Genomic DNA, 18,349 nt, shown 5'->3' on the forward strand with positions numbered 1-18,349 from the left:
TTCTTTTGGTTACTTTTCTTTGGAAGACAAAGAAAAGTGACCGCCGCCCCGCGCAGGGGCGACGCTAATAGACCGATGACAAAACTGTTGCACCACCATTCCCAAATCCCACGACCTGCGGCGGCAAAGAAACCACGCCCCTGAGCAACACCTCCTTTGCCGTCCGCCCAAGGACGCGCCTTTCTTTTGGTTACTTTTCTTTGGAAGACAAAGAAAAGTGACCGCCGCCCCGCGCAGGGGCGACGCTAATAGACCGATAGCAAAACAGGTTCAACGACAAGCGTGTGGAGAACCAGCCCAAACAGTGACCCAGCACCCCATTCGCCAGAAGCCCACATTAGCGCGCCACCAACCCGATGACATTAGCCGATCCCGCCTGCTCGCGAACCTGATCCCCCGCCCCCAGCCCCTCGAGGGCTTTCAACCCTGCCTGCACGATGGCCTGAGCATCCACTTCAAAATACCGCCGCAACTGCGCCCGCGAATCGCTCCTACCAAACCCGTCGGTCCCGAGCGTGACATACTGCCGCCCTTCGGGAATATACGCACGCACCATTTCCGGAAGCGCCTTCACATAATCCGACGCGGCGACAATCGGCCCAACCGTCGCACTCAGCTGGCGAGCAATCCACGCCTCCCCGATATCGCCAGACCCAAGCCGCCATTCCCGCTCGCATCGCGCGCCATCCCGCCCCAGCTCGACATAACTGGTAATACTCCAGACGTCGGCAGACACTCCATGCAACCGTTCGAGTTCGTCCGCCGCCTTGAGCACCTCCCCCATGATCGCGCCGCTGCCGAACAACTGAACGCGCCTATGAAAGCGACCACCTTGTCGAAACAGATACATGCCTTTAACGATCCCTTCATGCGAGGCATCAGCAATACTAGGTTGCGCGACGTTCTCATTAGTGACGGTAACGTAATAGAACTCGTCATGCGCATCACTCAGCATGCGCCGCAACCCATGGTCGACCAACACCGCCAGCTCACCGGCAAACGACGGATCGTAAGCCCGACAAGTCGGTATCGTCGACGCGAGAAGATGACTCGACCCATCCTGATGCTGCAATCCTTCCCCACCGAGCGTCGTGCGCCCCGACGTCGCGCCGACGAGAAACCCTCTGGCCCGCTGATCCGCAGCCGCCCAGATCAAATCGCCGATACGCTGAAACCCGAACATGCTGTAGTAAATGTAGAACGGCATCATCGGCACACCGTGCACGGCGTAACTCGTCGCGGCGGCCGTCCACGACGAGATGGCGCCTGCCTCGGTAATACCTTCCTCGAGAATTTGACCATCGGACGCCTCCCGATACGAGAGCATCGATGAATTGTCTTCCGGATCGTACAACTGCCCGAACGGCGCGTAGATTCCGACCTGTCTGAAAAGATTCGCCATGCCGAACGTTCTGGCCTCGTCCGCCACGATCGGAACCAATCGCGGGCCAAGCGTGGCGTCCTTGAGCAGCGCACCGAGTTGCCTGACGAAGGCGGTCGTCGAACTCATGACCTTTCCGTCCGCATTCAGGGAAAAGCCCGCGACGCTCGCCAGCTCGGGCACCACGAGCCGCTCGGACGCCGCACGTCTCTGCGGAAGATAGCCGCCAAGCGTCTCGCGACGCTCCCGCAGGTACCGCAGTTCATCGCTATCGTGCGGCGGCCGATAAAACCGCGCTTCCGATGCCGCTTCGTCGGAAAGCGGGAGCGCGAATCGATCCCGAAATGCAATCAGGTCGTCCCGCTCCAGCTTTTTCTGCTGATGCGTCGTCATGCGCCCTTGGGCGATCGTGCCCATGCCATAGCCCTTCATGGTCTTGGCAAGCACGACCGACGGTCGACCATTCCTGACCGTCGCCGCGGCAAAGGCGGCATGGATTTTCACGGGATCGTGCCCGCCGCGCCGAAGCATCGCGATGTCGTCGTCGGACAACGAATCCACCAGCGCTCGCAGCTCCGGCGTCCGACTGAAGAACGTCTCGCGATTGAACGCGCCGTCATTGGCCGACAACGTCTGAAAATCGCCGTCGACGGTATTCGCGAAAGCGCGCTCGAGCGCACCTCCATGATCGCGGCCGAGCAACGCATCCCACTCGGAGCCCCAGATGCATTTGACGACGTTCCATCCGGCGCCGGCGAACAACGCCTCGAGCTCGTCGATGACGCGGCCGTTGCCGCGAACGGGGCCATCCAGTCGCTGGAGATTGCAGTTGATGACGAATACGCAGTTGTCGAGCCGCTCGCGAGCCGCGAGCGTCAACGCGGCGATCGACTCGGGCTCGTCCATTTCTCCGTCGCCGAAAAACCCCCACACGCGACGCTCGCCATGCGCCTTCAAGCCGCGATTTTCCATGTACCGCATGAACCGCGCCTGATAGATGGCGTTGAGCGGCCCCAGCCCCATCGATCCGGTTGGAAACTGCCAGAAGTCCGGCATCAAGAAGGGATGAGGATAGGAGCTCAATCCCCGGATTCCGCGAGCCTCCGCCACGATCTCCTGGCGATAATGGGACAGCGATTCTTCCGACAGTCGTCCTTCGAGAAACGCGCGAGCGTAGACGCCCGGCGCGGAGTGCGCCTGGAAGAACACCAGATCGCCGCCGTGCACCGCCTCCGGGCCGCGGAAAAAATGCTGGAAACCGACCTCGAACAGATCCGCGGCGGATGCATAGCTTGCAATGTGTCCGCCGAGTTCTCCCTGCGCACGGTTCGCGCGGACCACCATCGCGAGCGCGTTCCACCGTATCAACGCCGCGATCCGCCGCTCCATGCGCAGATCGCCCGGATAGGCCGGCTGTTCGTCGGGCGCCACGGTATTGACGTATGGCGTGACCAATGGCGGCCGCCACGCGATGCGACGGGCCTGTGCGTGCGCCAACAACGCGTCGAGAAGATGGCGTGCCCGTGCCTTGCCCTGATCGCCGCCCCACGCATGCAACACGCCATCGAGCGCGTCGCACCATTCCCGGAGCTCCTCCGGGTCGGGGTCCGTCATCGTGGCCGGGAATCGATTCTGCATGTCCATACTTGGCACCCCGAATTGGCGATATGCACGCCGCGTTCCGGCTCCACTGGCAGTCGGAACGCGGCCAGGCCTCAACCGTTCTTGAACAGGAAGCTGTAGGCGTTCAATGCGGGGACGCCGCCGAGGTGCGCGTACAAAACCCGGGACCCTTCCGGAAACTCGCCGCGGCGCACCTTATCGATCATGCCGTGCATCGACTTGCCTTCGTAAACCGGGTCGGTCAACATCCCCTCGGTCTTCGCGCACAGTCGAATCGCTTCGAGCGTCCCTTCCGACGGCAGGCCGTATTCCGGGCCGCCGTAGCGCGTGTCCAGCACCACGTCCGCGTCCGCGATCGGCCGATCGAGTTCCACGAGGTCGGCGGTCTGGCGTGCGATGCGAAGAATCTGCTCGCGCGTCTGCTCGGGTTTGGCCGACGCATCGATGCCGATCACGCGATCCGCGCGTCCGTCCGCCGCGAACCCGACGACCATGCCGGCCTGCGTGCTTCCGGTCACCGAACACACGACGATGTAATCGAACCTGAATCCGAGTTCAGCTTCCTGGGCGCGCACTTCCTCCGCGAAACCGACGAACCCCAGGCCGCCCAGCCGATGCTCGGAACAGCCGGCGGGGATCGGATACGGCTTCCCGCCCGCGTTGCGAACGCTCTCCATCGCCTGTTCCCAGCTCGGACGAATGCCGATGTCGAAGCCGTCGCTCACCAGCCGAACGTCGGCGCCCATCATGCGGGACATCTGAATGTTGCCGACGCGGTCATACACTGCGTCCGAGTAGTTGACCCAGTTTTCTTGGACCAGCACGCATTTCAGGCCCAGATGAGCCGCGACTGCCGCGACCTGGCGCGTCTGGTTCGACTGGATGCCGCCGATCGATACCAGCGTGTCGGCGCCGCTCGCCAGCACGTCCGGCACGATGTACTCGAGCTTGCGGGTCTTGTTGCCGCCGAACGCCAGGCCGCTGTTGCAGTCTTCGCGCTTTGCATAGAGATGCACTTTGCCACCCAGCTCCTTGCTGAGGCGCGGCAGCTCATGGATGGGGGTGGGTCCGAAGGTCAGCTTGTGGCGAGGAAAGCGATCGAGGTTCACGGAGGTTCTCCGAAAGGTGGGCGGTGGGTTCCGACGCCCGATGTCGTCAGGGCGACCGGGCACGAAGAAATTCTAGTTAAATACCCGCGAAACGTGGTTGCAAACATATTTCCTCCTCCGTGCTTTGAAATACAATTTCCCCCATCCCCACGAACGCAAATTTTTTAGAATCGATGAAATCGACAACAAAATTTCTCGACAAATCGCGCCCGGACGACGCCGGCCACGTCGAACTTGACCGCACGGACAAAGCGATCCTGCGCGCCCTTCAGAAGGACGCATCGATCTCGAACGTCGCGCTTGCCGCGAAGGTGAATTTGAGCGCGCCGGCCTGCTTGCGCCGCGTCGAACGGCTCAAGAGCCTGGGTTTGATCCGAGGAATCGTCGCGTTGCTCAACGCGCCTGCTCTCGACGCGGGCATGGTCGTCATCATCGGGGTCGTGCTGGATCGATCGACCCCCGAATCCTTTGCCGCGTTCGAAAAAGCGGCCCAGAACGTATCCGGCTGCATGGAATGCCACGTGGTGACCGGCGAGTTCGACTACTTCATGATGCTGCGCACGCGCGACAGCGAAAGCTTCAACCGGCTCCATGCCGAGCAACTGCTTTATCTGCCCGGCGTGCGGCAGATTCGGACTTTCATGGTGCTCAAACAGGTTTTTTCTTCGACGCAAATCGCCATATAGCGGCTGAGCAAGGCAGCCGTTTCCTGCGCCCGCCGGAACCCGCCGGCGACGATCGCGCGGCAGCAGCGAAGCGGCTCGGCATCAGCCGCCAGCCTCCGCACACGCGCATCGCGAACCTCGACATCGGCTAGCGTCGGATTTCCGGACACGCGTGTCCGGGCACGTTGACACTCCCGCTGCCGCACTGCCGGCACAGCCTTGTCCGACAGTCCCCTTTATGTGGCACACCGCTTGCATATATTGCCCGGAGCGATCTCGCAGATCGCACCGGGCAGGCGGCGCTCGTCCTTCGCGAACCGGCACGCGAAGACATCGAAGCCGGTACCGGTATCTGCGTGGTCGCGGTTACAACGACGGGGCGCGGATGAGCTTCGACGCATGTCGACGCCTTCCCGACCCGACGTTCATAACAAGCACAACGACAACCGCTCGACCAGGGCGAACGACAGGGGAAGACTAAACATGAGCTTCGGACAATTGACCGTGCGAGCGAAACTCGCGCTGACCTTCGGCATGATGGCCGCGCTGGTGGTGCTGGTTTCGGTGCTCGCACTCGGTGCGCTCGGGGATGCGAACGACAGTTTCGCCAGCTACGTCGACGGGGCGCGTGCACGCGCGGAGTTGACCGAGAAAGTTCGTGCGGCGGTACTTCGACGTGCGACTGCCGTCCGTAATCTCGTGCTCGTGACGAAACCCGCCGATGTCGAAGCAGAGCGCGTTGCGATGACACAGGCACATGAGGAAGTGCAGGCACGGCTTCGCCAGTTAAACGAAGCAATCGCCACGAATTCAGACGTGACGGAGAAAGCGCGTGCGCTGGTGGCCGAGATCAACCGCATCGAGTCGCGATATGGCCCGGTGGCCGTCGCGATCGGCGACGCTGCGCTACACGGCCAGCGGGACCAGGCGATCGCGATGATCGTCGATCAATGCCGGCCGCTACTGAAGGAACTCGTCGCGGCAGCCGACACCTACGCCGGTTTCGCAAGCAATCGGGCGGCTGAAAGCAAGCAGGCGTCCGTACAACAGTACGGCCGACACCGCGTTTTGCTGATCGGCATCTGTCTCGCCGCACTCGCGGCAGCCGTCGCGGCGGCGTTCCTGATCACGCGCAGCATCACGCGCGCACTCGGCGCGGAACCCGGTAACCTGAGCGACATCACACGCCGCGTCGCGGCGGGCGACCTCGGCACCGTCGACGGCGCCGCCGCCGCGCCGCGGGGCAGCGTGCTCGCGTCGATGGGCGAGATGCAGGCGAGCCTCGTCCGGCTGATCGGGCAAGTCCGCACCGCCGCGGACAGCATCGCGACGGGCTCCAGCCAGATTGCGTCGGGCAACCAGGACCTGTCGTCCCGCACGGAGCAACAGGCGGCGTCGTTGCAGGAAACGGCATCGAGCATGGAACAGCTCACCGCCACCGTGCAGCAGAACGCGGAGAGCGCGCAACAGGCGAGCGCGCTGGCCAACGGCGCGTCGGACGTCGCCCATAAAGGCAGCGCGGTGGTCAGCCAGGTCGTGGAAACCATGACCGACATCAGCGACAGCTCGTCGAAGATTGCCGAGATCACCGGGATCATCGAAGGCATCGCGTTCCAGACCAATATTCTCGCGCTGAACGCCGCCGTGGAAGCTGCCCGCGCGGGCGAACAGGGTCGCGGCTTCGCCGTCGTGGCGAGCGAAGTCAGAAGCCTCGCACAGCGTTCGTCGACTGCGGCCAGGGAAATCAAGTCGTTGATCGGCGCATCCGTGCAGAAGATTCAGGATGGGTCGCGTTTGGCCGACGACGCGGGCCACACGATGGCCGAAGTGACGAAAGCCGTGGCGCGCGTGACCGACATCATGGGCGAAATCGCCGCGGCCTCCTCCGAACAAAGCCGCGGGATCGAACAGGTCAACATCGCGATCACGCAGATGGACGAAGTCACGCAACAAAACGCGGCACTGGTGGAAGAAGCGGCGGCCGCGTCGAAGTCGCTGGAGGATCAGGGCCATCGATTGACCGAGGCGGTCTCGTTCTTCCGCGTCGGGTCCGCCGACAGCCTCGCATACGACCAGCCGGCGGCGCACCGGGGTGCGGCAGCCACGGCGGCCGTGTCGCGGCCGGTGCGACCGGGCCGCACGCCGGTGACGGAGGCGAGAATACCGTCGCCCCGTGCCGCGATGGACGCTGCAGCAGACTGGACCACCTTTTGATTCGGCACGAACCATCCATTTCCTGGAGCATGACATGACGGAAGCAGTTGAAATCGCGGAGGGCACACCTTTCCGCGATAGCGCCGGCGACGCGACCACGCAGGTATTTGTCGCCTTCGTGCTCGGCGACGACGAATACGGAATCGATATCCAGAGTGTCCGCGAGATCCGCCCTTATGTAGAACCGACGCCCGCCGCCGATGCGCCGCCGTTCGTCAAAGGCACGATCAACCTGCGCGGCCTCGTCATGCCGATCGTCGACCTGCGCATGACGTTCTCGCCGGACCCGATCGGCGACACCATGCCGACCGCCATCATCGTACTCGACGGTGCGGAACAGGCGATCGGCCTGATCGTCGACTCGGTGAGCGGCGTCGTCGATATCGATCGCTCCGCGCGCCGCGCGGCGCCGGAGGCCGGGGCCGCGATGCAAACGGAATACGTCACGGGCCTCGCCGTCCACGCAGGAGACGACGGCGAACAACTGCTGACCCTGCTCGACATCGATCGACTGATGGAAACGATCGACGTCGGCGCGCGCGGGAACCGTCCGAGCAAAGCCTGATCGACATTCAAACGATGACGAAAGACACACAACGGCCGCCGGTCTGGCGGCCCATCGAGTTTTTGCCGAGCCTGTTCTATCTGGTCGACACTCAAGTGGACGAAGCCCGGGCGACCTTCGACAAATTGACCCGGAACACGGCGGAAGGACGCATGTCCGACCCTGCGATGCGCGAGCGAGTCAGGCAAGACTACATCGGCCAACGGAAGCTGTTGCCGATTCAATACGAGCAATTCATGCGTTGGCAATGGGAAGCCACGACGGCGGAGCAACGGGACATGCTCCGGCGGATCGGCGAGCGCGCCGACCACCTCGCCGCGCTGTACGATTCGATCATCGCGTGGCTCGACGAATCGTCCCGGGCCACATCCGGCGTCAAGCAGCCGAACGATTCGTCGACGTTCGCCTGAGCTCGATTCGAGCCGGCGCCATGCGCCTATGCGCGCCGACCTTGCTTCACGCCGCCGAGCGATTAAATGATATCGGCGATGTAAACCGGCATCGCGTCCCTTTCCAAACTATTTCGGTTGATTGACGACAATAAAACAACGCCCACATCGACCGCAATCGGCGTCTAATTCGTTGACACCGGTGTATCGATCGATTGACACATCTGATCGCACGCTGCCGGCAAGGCCTTTCCGGCATAGGCATTTGATGTGGCACGTCGCTTGCATATTTCGCGCGAACAGGAAGCGTCATGCTGCCCCCCGGTGCGCGGCGAAATACCGTATGTATGGTTTTCAGACAGGTGCCAAGGATGAACACCCAACCAGTCGAGAGCACGCTGCCCGTTTTGACGGATGCGGCCACACTGCAATTTTCCGCCTATGGATTTGGTTGGGGATATCGTTCGTTTTCGTTATTGTGCGAGACGGCGTGCGCCTGCCTCGGCGCCCGGGATACGAGCGAACAGCAGATTCGGCTGGCCTTCGAACTGAACCGGCACCGGATCCTTCGCGCGATCGGACCGCTCTCGGCGATGCCGTATCAAGGCGAGACGATCCCCGTGCCGGTCGAGCACCTGTAGAAGGCTTGCGCCGACCTTCGTCCACGCCTGGACAGCGGCAAAACGACATGCGTGCACGATGTCGTTTCCACCCGGAAGCACGATACAGCCGGCGTTCGCTTTACTCGACACCCTGCAACACACTGCTTCGATCGACGAACGCATCGCCGCGCGAGCGGCTCGGCGCCCCTCGCCTCGACTTCCAGCGAAGCACCGACGCCGAGCCCGTCAGTGCGCGAGCGCGCGACCGATCCTGAATACCCCGACCACCTCGCGCAGCGTGGTGGCCTGCTGCGCCATCGCCTGCGCGGCCGCAGATGCCTGCTCCACGAGCGCCGCGTTCTGCTGCGTGACCGAGTCCATCTGGCCCACGGCAACATTGACCTGCTCGATACCCGTTCCCTGTTCGTCCGACGCCGATGCGATTTCACTCATGATGTCGGTCACTCGCCGCACGGACTGCACGATATCCGACATGGTCGTGCCCGCGCGTTCGACCTGCTGCGACCCCTGCGCCACGCTCTCCACCGAACCCGTGATGAGATCCTTCACTTCCTTGGCCGCGTTCGCGCTGCGTTGCGCCAACGTGCGCACTTCGCCGGCCACCACCGCAAAGCCGCGCCCCTGCTCGCCCGCACGCGCGGCCTCGACTGCCGCGTTCAACGCGAGGATGTTCGTCTGGAACGCAATCCCTTCGATCACGGTGATGATTTCGGCCACTTTGCCCGAACTGTTCGAAATGGCACGCATCGAGTCGACCACCTGGCTCACCACTTCGCCGCCGCGCATCGCGACCTCGCACGCGCTGCCCGCAAGCGCATTCGCCTGCTTGGCGTTTTCCGTATTCTGGCGAACCGTCGCGGTCAGCTGCTCCATGCTGGCCGCCGTTTCCTCGAGCGAAGCCGCTTGCTCTTCCGTTCGCTGCGAGAGGTCCAGGTTACCCTGCGCGATCTCGCCGGCCGAGGTCGTGATCGATTCCGCGGTCGACTGAATTTCCGACACGATGCCGCTCAGTTGCCGCCGCATCGATTCGAGCGATGCCATCAGGCTGCCGCGATCGTTCGGCGCGACCGGCACGGGTGCTTCGAGATTGCCTTCGGCAATCCGCCCGGCCACGATCTCGGCGTCGGCGGGCTCGCCGCCCAGCGACCGCATGATGCCGCGCGTGATGACGGTTCCCAGCACGATCGACAGGATGACGGTGATGATGCCCGCCGCCGCGAGCGTCAACTTGGTCAACGCAGTCAAGCTGGCCACCTCTCCTGAACGCTGATCGAGCAGCGACTGCTCGGCCTCGTTCAGCTCGGCGGCCACGGCCCGATAGCGATCCATGAACTGCTTGTCGTCGCCCTGCTTGAAGTAGTCGATCAGCACGTTGGCAGGCTGCGTACCGGCATTGACGTCGCGCCGCATGGCGATCAGCTTGTCGTCGACCTCCGCCACCTTCCGATGCATGTCGCGCAGTGTCTCGAGACGACGCTGTTGTGTGGCATTGTCCGAAGTGAGGCTGCGCACGACATCGAACGACGTGGCGAACTGCTTGAGGCCGGCCTTATAGGGCTCCAGGAACCGGTCATCGCCCGCGGCCACGTAGCCGCGCACACCGGTCTCCATGTTGACCATGCTGGTCAACATGTCGTCGTTCGCCCGCAGGACCTGGTAACTATGAACGTTCCAGCCGTTCGCCTGGTTCAGCTTCAGAAAATTGACGATCGAGATCGCGCTGCCGATCAACGATATGAGTACGACGATACCGAATGCGACGCCCAGCTTCCTGCCGACTGTCATGGAGCCCATGCTTGCTTCCTCCCGCGTGTTGTTGTTCGTTATGTCGGCACGCAAGGAAACTTACTGTAATGTACGCACGCCCCGCCTGAAGAAGCATTTCGCAAGATGGCCGGCCATATCGGTCGGCTTGCCCTGACGCAAAGCCGCATCAGGTAACTATTCGCCCTCGCAAACGATCACGGGCGCAGTATCTTTTTATCGGTTGCCGCGAAAAAACTGCGTCGGACGTAATGAAAATGCCGGACGCTCTCGTCACCGGGGAAACGGGAACCGGCAGCGCGGTCGCATCGTCGCATCCCGCGACGAGTACGAATTTCCATACACCCGTGTCACGAACCGTTGACACATGGGTTTCAGCCCTGCCGGCCAATCCTTGCCTGATCGAGCCGACCGGATGGCATACCGATTGCATGTATTGCGCGGTCGATGTCCAGCCAGTGGCTCAATACAGGCGCCCGCAGCGTGATGGACGCTCGACACAGATCGACAAAACAGTCATCCCGGCGGATTTCCAACGATGAACGACACCACGCGACAAGCGCCGACATGGCGACCGATCCAGTTTTTGCCGACCTTCCTTTATTTGTTCGACGCTCAACTGGACGAAGCGCGTGGGATACAGGTCAAACTGACCACGCACAAAATGGAGCCGCACGTGCTGGACGGCGCGATGCTTGGACGAATCCGGCATTACTACGCCCGGCAACGAAGAACCTTACCGATTCAAGACGAGCAGTTCATGCGCTGGCAAGCAGAAGCCACGACCGCCGAGCAGCGGGAAATGCTTGCTCGCGTCAGTGTGCACGCAGACGAACTCTCCGGGCTGTTCAATTCGATCATTGCGGCAATCGACGCGCTGTCTCGAGATACGCTCGACAGCAGTAGGCCGAATGCGTCAACCTCCGCCCAACCTCGCGTCGCGGCATCGCCATGATGCCGTCGCATCGGGGCCCGTGCCGACGGTGCGCAACGCGCCGTCCGTCACGTACGGAATGGCGCCCGTCGCGAGAATCTTCGCGGCGATCGTGCTGCGGCACGCCGCGTCTTCCGGCGGGCAATAATCGATCGAGATCACCGGTAGCGCATAGCGCGCTTCAATCGCTTTTGCTTGCGCGAGCAACCAGTCGCGATCCGCTGCAGGGACGGCGCCGTAACGCCGGTTGCGCTGATCCCAGTTGCCGAACAGCGATTCGAATGCAACCGCGGCGATCGCGTGGTGCACCCTCGGCAAGATCTCGAAGCCGCGGTTCAGGATCAGCTGCGCAGTCGGATAGCGCGATTTCACCGCGTGGATCACGGCGACCAGGCCATCCTCCTGCTTCGCGCGCGCCGCTTCCGTCTTCGCGACGAGCTGGTACGAATCCAGCGTGTCGAAAAAGAAGCCGCGGTACCCTCGCGCCCACAGCGGCGCGATCACCTGTTCGACGAAAAACGACGGCCACCCGGGCGCCGACTGATCGACGACCGCCGACGCCCATGTCCTATTACGCCCGAACAACCACCGTTTCGGCATCCTGCGCGCATAGTCGCGCTCTGGTGTGACTTCGCCGACGCTCACATAGGCGAACCACGCGGGGCGTTGCACGTCCTGCGCACGTGGATCGAAGCCGCTGTCGGGTTCGACGACGACGACATCGAACTTCTCCAGCTGGCGAACCGGTACGTCGTTGCCGTAGAAGAACGCGACGGAATGCGCACGCATCGCATCGGCCGGATCGCACGCGTCAGGCGACGATACGGACGGTGCGGGTTGCGCATAGCCTGCCCGCCCCAACAGCGCACCAAAGATGACGACCGCGATGGCAGCCATGGACGACGCCGCTGCCATCCTCGGCCGCCTGCGCGACCGATGGATTCGGAATGAAAACATATCCCCTCAATGACGCAACATATAGGTTTCGTATTCGAGGCGGCCGAACTTGCGGTCGAGCAGCAGGACCGCCGAGACATCGAGAACGAGCAGCGCAAGCGCAAAGCCGTAGCCGTATGCATCCGGCGTCATCCACAGCGTGATGCCGGTCAGCACGCCGTTGAGCGCGACGAAAGCCGCCGACAGCGCCACGACCAGCCGGCGCGCGTCGAGATAGAAGAATACGTTCAGCAAACCCAACAGCAGCACCTGCAGACTCGCGGCGATCACGTCGACGAGCAGAAGCGGAAGGTACAGCATCGAAATGTGCAGGGCCGCCAGCAGCCAGTGACCGAAAGCGACGATCAGCACCAGCACGGCGGCCTGCACCTTGATGATTTCATACAGTCCGGCGCGCACGCTGCCGACCATCATGTCGCGCATGCCGTTGATGTGCCGCAGCGTCGCACCGCTGCGCACGGCTTCGTAGAACGCATCGTAATACTCGACGAAGTCCGCCTCGATGCGTACCAGGAACGTCGCCATCCCGGGCATCACGCAAACGTACGCGATGAACACGGGAATGTCGTAGATCACCGATGCATGCAACGGCCCGATCACCGGGGAACCCGTGCCCGGCGCATACCAGAACATGAACTTGTCGAGCCATACGCCGAGATTGAACAGCAGTCCGACGAGCGCGAGCGTCGGATACGCGAAGCGCCGGTCGAGCATCTCGAACGACACGAAGCGATCGCTGCGGTAGTTGCGGTAGATCAACCCCGACAGCCCGGCGAACAAGACGAGGTGCCCTGCGACGAACCCCCCGAGCAGGCCGCAGATGCCCTGCCGGTTCAGCATCAGCGCGAACGCGACCGTGCAGCCGTAGCCGACCAGGAACACCGCAAGAATCTGCCGGTACTGTTTCACGCTGGACAAAAAGATCACCGCGATCCAGATGTTGCTGACGATGACGAATCCCGCGACCATCAGCAGCCGATACAGCAGCAGCTCGCCGCGAAACCCCGCCGCCGCCGCGATGAAGCCGACACATCCCGATGCCGCCGTGGCGATGAGCGCCACGCCGTTATAGTTCGACAGCACGAGATCGTCGCGCTTTTCGAACAGCCGGTCGGAAATGAAGCGCGTAAACGACAATTGCAGCGGCCCGGTCAGAATCAGACTGCACGCGATCAGGTAAGTCACCGACACCTGAAACTGAACGATCGCATATTTCGGTATCACGAACGCGATGCTCATCACGCCGATGATCAGAATCCCGAATATCGAAAGAATCAGCGGCCCGGAGCTGATCAGCCCCGCATACGCGTATGCGCGTGCGACGCCGAAGAGCGTCTGTTGCCGCAGGATCTTGCGCAATTCGAAGCCGATGCCGGCCATCAGCGGCCCTCCTCGATCGAACCGGACGCAGCCACGCCCGCACCCGCATGGTGCACCGGGCAGCCGGCTTCGAACGGCCGACCGCGACGCATCCGGTCGGGGGCGACCGCGAGCGCGTCGTACAACGCCCGATACCGGTCGATCATCTGCGCACGCGTGTAGAAGCGTCGAACCCGCGAGAGGCCGGCGTGCTGCGCGGCCTGCCAGCGCTGCGCGTCGCCGAGCAGGTCGAGCGCCGCCTGCGCGAACGCGGCAGGATTCGCGATCGGCACGACCGCACCGGCGGGCCCGAACGCGCGGTCGTCCTCGCCGAGCCCTTCGATCAGTTGCCGGCACGACCCGACGTCCGTCGTAATCGACGGCACACCGGCCGCGAAGCCTTCGAGCACGACGAGCGGGAGTGCCTCGCTGATCGACGTCAGCGCGATCACGTCGACTTTCGGCAAAATGTCGTGAATCCGCTGGAAGCCGAGAAAGCGCACCGTCGTGGCGAGCCCGAGGCTCTGCACGAGCGCCCGGCATTCCAGCGCATACGCGGGATCCTCTTCTTCCGGCCCGACGATCCAGCCTTCGATTTCCGGCATCGTCCGCGATGCGATGAACATCGCGCGGACGAACGTCTTGATGTCCTTGATCGGCACCACACGGCCGATCAGCGCGACGACGCGGCGCGGGCCGCCGTCCCGCTTGTCCAGCAGCGGCGCGAAGCCGTCCACGTCGACGCCGTTCGGAATGTTGCGCGTCCGGGCGGCCTCGGCGCCGTCGGCGATCTGACGGTGTCGATTGGCCTCGTAGAGCGCGACGATCTCGTCGGCCGCGTCGTAGGCGAGCTTGCCGAGCGCTTCGAAGAAACGCACCCACAGCGCGCGAAAATAGCTGATCGTCGATACGTCCCGCTCGAACGCGCCGCGGTTGTCGCGGATCCACTCGCTTTGCAGCAGATCGATCTTGCGTTCCTTGGTATAGATGCCGTGCTCGGAAACGAGCAGCGGCCGGCCCGTTCGGTAATGCAACAGCGCACCGAGAAAGCCCGCGTAACCCGTCGATACGGTGTGATAGACGCGCGCCGGCGGCAGTGCGCGTGCGATCCGCGCAAGCTGCCACAGCGGCTTGTGCATGATCCGCACCGTCCAGAAGTAGTCGGTGAAGGAAGGGTCGGTGCAGTAGCGGTGATAACGCTCGACGATGAAGTCCCACGCCGCGCGGCTGGTGGAAAACTGCTGCTCGTTCAGTGGTCCGTCGTCGCCGATCAGCTGGACCAGGTCGGCCATCAGCGCAGCCGGGTTCGCCGCGACGCCGTCCACACTCAGCCCTCGCCACGCATCGTGCAGCGCAGCCGAACGCCTGAATGCTTCGGGGTCGCCGGGAATCTCACGTGCGCTGCCCGTATCGGCAGGCACGTCGCCATACAGATAATGGGATTCGAAGTGAACGACGTTGTCGGGCAATGCGTACGCGGCGCCATGATAGTCGTCTTCCCGGCTGCCGATGAACACGATCGCGAAGTGCTTGTGCGGGTATGCACGAATCATCTCGTTGACCCAGCTCGATACGCCGCCTCGCACATACGGGAACGTGCCTTCGAGCAGCAGGCAGACGTCGATCGCGGTCGACGGGCCGGCACGGCGGTGAATGGACGGTTTCATGACGACCAGTAACGAACGACGGGATTGAGAACGGGCAGCGCGGCCGCATTGCCGAGCGACGCGAGCAGCTCGGCCGTGCGCGAATACTCGCCGCGCAGGAACGCGGCCTCGGCGAGCCACGGCACGAGACGCTCGCGCGGAAAGCCCCATTCGAGCGCGCGGCTCATGTATTGCATGGCCGCATCCGCGTCGCCGGTCGCGAGTGCGAGGCGGCCGCGAACGAGCCACATCGCCGCGTCGCCCGCGTCGATCGCGAGCGCGGCCTGCGCGTGGCGGTCGGCCTGCTCGCGCGTGTGCCCGTGCACCGCACCGAGCACGAGATTCTGATAGACCAGCTCGAAGTACAGCTCGGCAAGCCGGCGATGGGTCGCCTGGCGCGTTGCGTCGTCGGTGGCGGCGTCGAGCGTCTGCTGCGCGTGGAAGATGTTCTGCGCGATCTCGTTCTCGGCGCGGTCGAGCGTGCCGTATGCGATGAGCCGCACGTCTTCTAGCGGATCGGCGAGCAGATCGCGCAGCAGCGTGCCGGTCGTGCGCGTCGGCATGCTCTGGATCGCAACGAGCGCGGAGAGACGATCCGACGCGGCCACCCGGGTATTCACGAGACGCGCCTGAAGACGCGCGCCGCCGCCGTGCGAGACGCGCGACACGAGATAGGTGACGAACTCGGGCAAAGGCACGTCGGCGTATGCGTCGTCGCCCTGCTTCGCGGGCCAGCAAGCCGCCCACGCACAGCTGGCCAGCACGACGAGGCCGCCGCCGACAGGCACGAACGTACAGGCGAGCCAGAGCGCCGCAAGCGTCCCGTTGCGCGGGGTTCGGTAACGTTGCGGCAGCAACAGCCGGTACAGCACCGCCTGCGCCGCGCCGCCCACCACCATCGCGCCGAACACGGGCCACAGGGGGTCGACCGGCGATGCGGGAACGGGCATCGCCGCCCCCGCCCGGGCGAACCCGCCGAACCGCGCGAGCACGGCATACTGCAGCGCCGCGACGATCGCAATGCCGACGGACGACGCGAGTGCGGCCAGCACCGACGCCGATGGCACCCGTAACGCGCCGGGGGCCCACGAACCGGATCGCTGCCTAGACATGGATGCCGCTTCCCTTCAGCAGGCGCTGCAATGCCGGCCCCGGTTCGAGGCTGCCCAGATGCAGCGTATGCACGCCGATGCGCGCGCCTTCGAGATCGAGACCGAACTGCGCATCGAGGCTCGCCTCGACGCGTGCGAGATAGCCGTCGACGCCGGCCGTATCGGTCGCCGGCATCAGATTCACGAGCACCGATTGCGTCGGCGTCTTCAGCGGCCATACGAGATCGAGCGAACGGCGCCCGCGCATCACGTGCTCGAACAGCGAATCGTCCGCCTCGTCGTGCTGGAACACGAGCGCGACCACCGACGACGCGATCCCCGATTCGCGCTGCAGGCGCGTCAGACGCGCGATGTCGAGCGCGAATTCGTACGGGCACGCCGGTACTGCCGCCACCACGTCGCGCACGCACGCCGCATGCTCGACGCCGTCCGCGTAATAGCCGAGCAGCACCAGCAGCAGTTGCAGATTGTCGAAGTTCAGCGACAGAAACGGCATGCGCTTGATCGCGAGCAACGCGATCATGCGACCGTCTGCGCACACGACCGGCGCGGCGACGAGCAGCGCCGTATTCGGCGCCACGTCGCCGCTGCTTTTCGGATGGGCGACGCATTTCGTCTTGAGCGCGCGAGCCACGAGGCTGTCGCGCGGATCGAAATCGAATGCATCGCCGAGCCGCGCAACCGGTTCGCACACGATTCCGGGCGAGTTCGTCGCGCCTTCGACCGGGTACAGCGCCGCCACCTCGATCTGACACGCCTGCGCGACGAATTCGAGCAACGCGTGCGCACCGGGTAGCCGTACCGTGCTCGCCGCACCCTGCGGCGGCGCATCGAATCCGTGCGCGAGCGACAGCCGGCGCAGTTCGGTGATCGAATCCCGCAGCGTGGTCGGCTTCGACAGCAGGTCCTTTTCCAGCCGCTCGTGCGACAGACGCATCAGGTAGTGGCTCTTCGTGATCGCGACGAGCCGGTCGTTCAGATAGTCGTTGAGCGCGTTCGCCCGAGTTGCGCGAGCGCCCCACGTGTCGCCGAAATGGCCGACGACGATCGTCTGCAGCAACCCGCCGGCGAAGCGCTGCAGCGGCCACGCTTCGCCGGCCGCGGCAGGATGCAGGTGGGCGACGCATTGCCATGCGCCGATCATCAACGCGTTCGCGAGCAGCCCGAGCAGCGTCCCGTAACGCAGCGCGACGATGAGCGGGCCGAACCACAGCCACGGAAAGTCCGTACGCAGCAGCAGCGGATCGCTCCGGTCGAAGTACCAAGCAAGCGCGAGCACGAGCAGCATGAACACGATCGTTTCCACGACCGAAACCGGCCGTGCAGCGGCAGGCGCGACGAGACGGCGTACCGTACTCAGGTGCCCGAACGGATTCGCCTGACGCGATCGAGGCGACGCCGGTGCAGGGCCGCTCCCGCCGTGCGGGTTGCCGGTAGCGTTCGCGGAGCTCATGGTCGCCGCCCGGTCCAGTCGTGTCGGGCACGCATCACGAGCGCGGCCGCAACGGCGCGAGCAGGCGGCCGACCAGCGCATTCGCGACGCTCGACAGGCTCGAACGGCTCCAGCCGCTGCGCGTGCCCGCCGCGCTCCAGACGACCCGGCCCGACTCGACGTCGACGAGTTCGAAGGTCAGCCCCGCGACCGGCTCGCCATCGACGCCCACCTTGTAGCGCCACTCCTCGACGGCGCCGGCCAGCACGTACTTCACGTGATGCTCGCGCGCCCACGCGAGCCGACGCTCGCCCGTGTCGCGCTGCGCGGTGTCGAACATCGCGTTGCCGTCTCCGTCGGCCGGCGCGAGACGCACGTCGGCCAGCCCGTTCGCGCGCAATACGGTCGCCGCGAGCGCCGCGGCGCTCCCGCCGGCCGCGGGCGTTTCGGTGAAGTTCGCAATCGGTGCGATCGCCACCGCATCGCTGGCCGCGAGCGTCGGCGCCGCGGTCTGTCGCATCGAGCCGCAGCCCGCCAGCACCGCCGCCGACATCGCGATCGCCGCGCCCCAGCGGA

The 18,349-nt window shown here is 64.2% G+C and carries 15 protein-coding genes; 6 read left to right on the top strand and 9 right to left on the bottom strand.

The features are described from left to right. Positions 1-337 precede the first annotated feature (337 nt). Both mdeB and J8I35_RS28765 read right to left on the bottom strand, forming a co-directional pair. Positions 338-3,025, bottom strand: coding sequence for an alpha-ketoglutarate dehydrogenase (gene mdeB, locus J8I35_RS28760; RefSeq protein ID WP_209928195.1), 2,688 nt, complete (start codon positions 3,023-3,025; stop codon positions 338-340). Positions 3,026-3,096: 71 nt separating this feature from the next. After that, complete coding sequence (locus J8I35_RS28765) at positions 3,097-4,113, bottom strand: 1-aminocyclopropane-1-carboxylate deaminase (RefSeq protein WP_209928197.1); 1,017 nt, start codon at positions 4,111-4,113, stop codon at positions 3,097-3,099. A gap of 173 nt (positions 4,114-4,286) precedes the next feature. On the opposite strand from J8I35_RS28765, the gene J8I35_RS28770 reads away from it, so the two are divergent. The 5 genes from J8I35_RS28770 (at position 4,287) to J8I35_RS28790 (ending at position 8,587) form a co-directional block, all read left to right on the top strand. Continuing rightward, positions 4,287-4,799, top strand: a complete 513-nt coding sequence (locus tag J8I35_RS28770) for an Lrp/AsnC ligand binding domain-containing protein (protein WP_105787079.1) — start codon at positions 4,287-4,289, stop codon at positions 4,797-4,799. A 462-nt stretch (positions 4,800-5,261) separates the two neighbouring features. Then, the gene (locus J8I35_RS28775; RefSeq protein WP_209928199.1) at positions 5,262-6,992 is read left to right on the top strand and encodes a methyl-accepting chemotaxis protein; all 1,731 of its coding nucleotides are present in this window, start codon (positions 5,262-5,264) and stop codon (positions 6,990-6,992) included. Further along, a complete protein-coding gene (locus J8I35_RS28780) occupies positions 6,952-7,557 on the top strand; it encodes a chemotaxis protein CheW (RefSeq protein ID WP_348522287.1) in 606 nt (201 codons plus the stop codon). Before J8I35_RS28775 ends, J8I35_RS28780 begins: the two co-directional genes overlap by 41 nt. 14 nt (positions 7,558-7,571) lie before the next feature. Continuing rightward, entirely contained in the window at positions 7,572-7,967 is a 396-nt protein-coding gene (locus J8I35_RS28785) for a hypothetical protein (RefSeq protein WP_209928201.1), read from the top strand. 350 nt (positions 7,968-8,317) lie between these two features. After that, positions 8,318-8,587 carry a hypothetical protein gene (locus J8I35_RS28790; protein WP_209928203.1) on the top strand — a complete coding sequence of 90 codons (270 nt, stop codon included), beginning with the start codon at positions 8,318-8,320 and terminating at the stop codon, positions 8,585-8,587. A gap of 207 nt (positions 8,588-8,794) precedes the next feature. Here J8I35_RS28790 and J8I35_RS28795 read toward each other — a convergent pair whose 3' ends face one another. Then, on the bottom strand, positions 8,795-10,363 hold the full coding sequence (locus J8I35_RS28795; protein ID WP_209928205.1) for a methyl-accepting chemotaxis protein: 1,569 nt from the start codon (positions 10,361-10,363) through the stop codon (positions 8,795-8,797). Between the two features lie 508 nt (positions 10,364-10,871). Between J8I35_RS28795 and J8I35_RS28800 the strand changes: the two genes are divergently transcribed. Then, positions 10,872-11,288, top strand: a complete 417-nt coding sequence (locus J8I35_RS28800) for a hypothetical protein (protein WP_209928207.1) — start codon at positions 10,872-10,874, stop codon at positions 11,286-11,288. On the opposite strand, the gene J8I35_RS28805 is transcribed toward J8I35_RS28800, so the two are convergent. The 6 genes from J8I35_RS28805 to J8I35_RS28830 form a co-directional block, all read right to left on the bottom strand. After that, on the bottom strand, positions 11,250-12,164 hold the full coding sequence (locus J8I35_RS28805; protein WP_348522288.1) for an endo alpha-1,4 polygalactosaminidase: 915 nt from the start codon (positions 12,162-12,164) through the stop codon (positions 11,250-11,252). The genes J8I35_RS28800 and J8I35_RS28805 overlap by 39 nt on opposite strands. Before the next feature lie 66 nt (positions 12,165-12,230). Further along, complete coding sequence (gene pelG / locus J8I35_RS28810; protein ID WP_209928209.1) at positions 12,231-13,604, bottom strand: exopolysaccharide Pel transporter PelG; 1,374 nt, start codon at positions 13,602-13,604, stop codon at positions 12,231-12,233. Next, entirely contained in the window at positions 13,604-15,250 is a 1,647-nt protein-coding gene (gene pelF / locus J8I35_RS28815) for a GT4 family glycosyltransferase PelF (protein ID WP_209928211.1), read from the bottom strand. Before pelF ends, pelG begins: the two co-directional genes overlap by 1 nt. Next, positions 15,247-16,341 carry a hypothetical protein gene (locus J8I35_RS28820; RefSeq protein WP_209928213.1) on the bottom strand — a complete coding sequence of 365 codons (1,095 nt, stop codon included), beginning with the start codon at positions 16,339-16,341 and terminating at the stop codon, positions 15,247-15,249. Before J8I35_RS28820 ends, pelF begins: the two co-directional genes overlap by 4 nt. Further along, the gene (locus tag J8I35_RS28825) at positions 16,334-17,875 is read right to left on the bottom strand and encodes a PelD GGDEF domain-containing protein (protein WP_209928215.1); all 1,542 of its coding nucleotides are present in this window, start codon (positions 17,873-17,875) and stop codon (positions 16,334-16,336) included. Before J8I35_RS28825 ends, J8I35_RS28820 begins: the two co-directional genes overlap by 8 nt. Further along, a complete protein-coding gene (locus tag J8I35_RS28830; RefSeq protein WP_080287820.1) occupies positions 17,829-18,326 on the bottom strand; it encodes a penicillin-binding protein activator LpoB in 498 nt (165 codons plus the stop codon). Before J8I35_RS28830 ends, J8I35_RS28825 begins: the two co-directional genes overlap by 47 nt. Between the last annotated feature and the right edge of the window lie 23 nt (positions 18,327-18,349).

The organism is Burkholderia sp. CpTa8-5, from assembly GCF_017815045.1.
GTDB classification, from domain to species: Bacteria; Pseudomonadota; Gammaproteobacteria; order Burkholderiales; family Burkholderiaceae; genus Burkholderia; species Burkholderia sola.

Coding starts and splice junctions, on each gene's coding strand:
- J8I35_RS28785 (WP_209928201.1), top strand. CDS start 7,572: ATGACGAAAGACACACAACGGCCGCCGGTCTGGCGGCCCATCGAGTTT.
- J8I35_RS28800 (WP_209928207.1), top strand. CDS start 10,872: ATGAACGACACCACGCGACAAGCGCCGACATGGCGACCGATCCAGTTT.
- pelF (WP_209928211.1), bottom strand. CDS start 15,250: ATGAAACCGTCCATTCACCGCCGTGCCGGCCCGTCGACCGCGATCGAC.
- J8I35_RS28805 (WP_348522288.1), bottom strand. CDS start 12,164: ATGGCTGCCATCGCGGTCGTCATCTTTGGTGCGCTGTTGGGGCGGGCA.
- J8I35_RS28820 (WP_209928213.1), bottom strand. CDS start 16,341: ATGTCTAGGCAGCGATCCGGTTCGTGGGCCCCCGGCGCGTTACGGGTG.
- J8I35_RS28770 (WP_105787079.1), top strand. CDS start 4,287: ATGAAATCGACAACAAAATTTCTCGACAAATCGCGCCCGGACGACGCC.
- J8I35_RS28825 (WP_209928215.1), bottom strand. CDS start 17,875: ATGCGCTGGTCGGCCGCCTGCTCGCGCCGTTGCGGCCGCGCTCGTGAT.
- mdeB (WP_209928195.1), bottom strand. CDS start 3,025: ATGGACATGCAGAATCGATTCCCGGCCACGATGACGGACCCCGACCCG.
- J8I35_RS28790 (WP_209928203.1), top strand. CDS start 8,318: ATGAACACCCAACCAGTCGAGAGCACGCTGCCCGTTTTGACGGATGCG.
- J8I35_RS28795 (WP_209928205.1), bottom strand. CDS start 10,363: ATGGGCTCCATGACAGTCGGCAGGAAGCTGGGCGTCGCATTCGGTATC.
- pelG (WP_209928209.1), bottom strand. CDS start 13,604: ATGGCCGGCATCGGCTTCGAATTGCGCAAGATCCTGCGGCAACAGACG.
- J8I35_RS28830 (WP_080287820.1), bottom strand. CDS start 18,326: ATGTCGGCGGCGGTGCTGGCGGGCTGCGGCTCGATGCGACAGACCGCG.
- J8I35_RS28775 (WP_209928199.1), top strand. CDS start 5,262: ATGAGCTTCGGACAATTGACCGTGCGAGCGAAACTCGCGCTGACCTTC.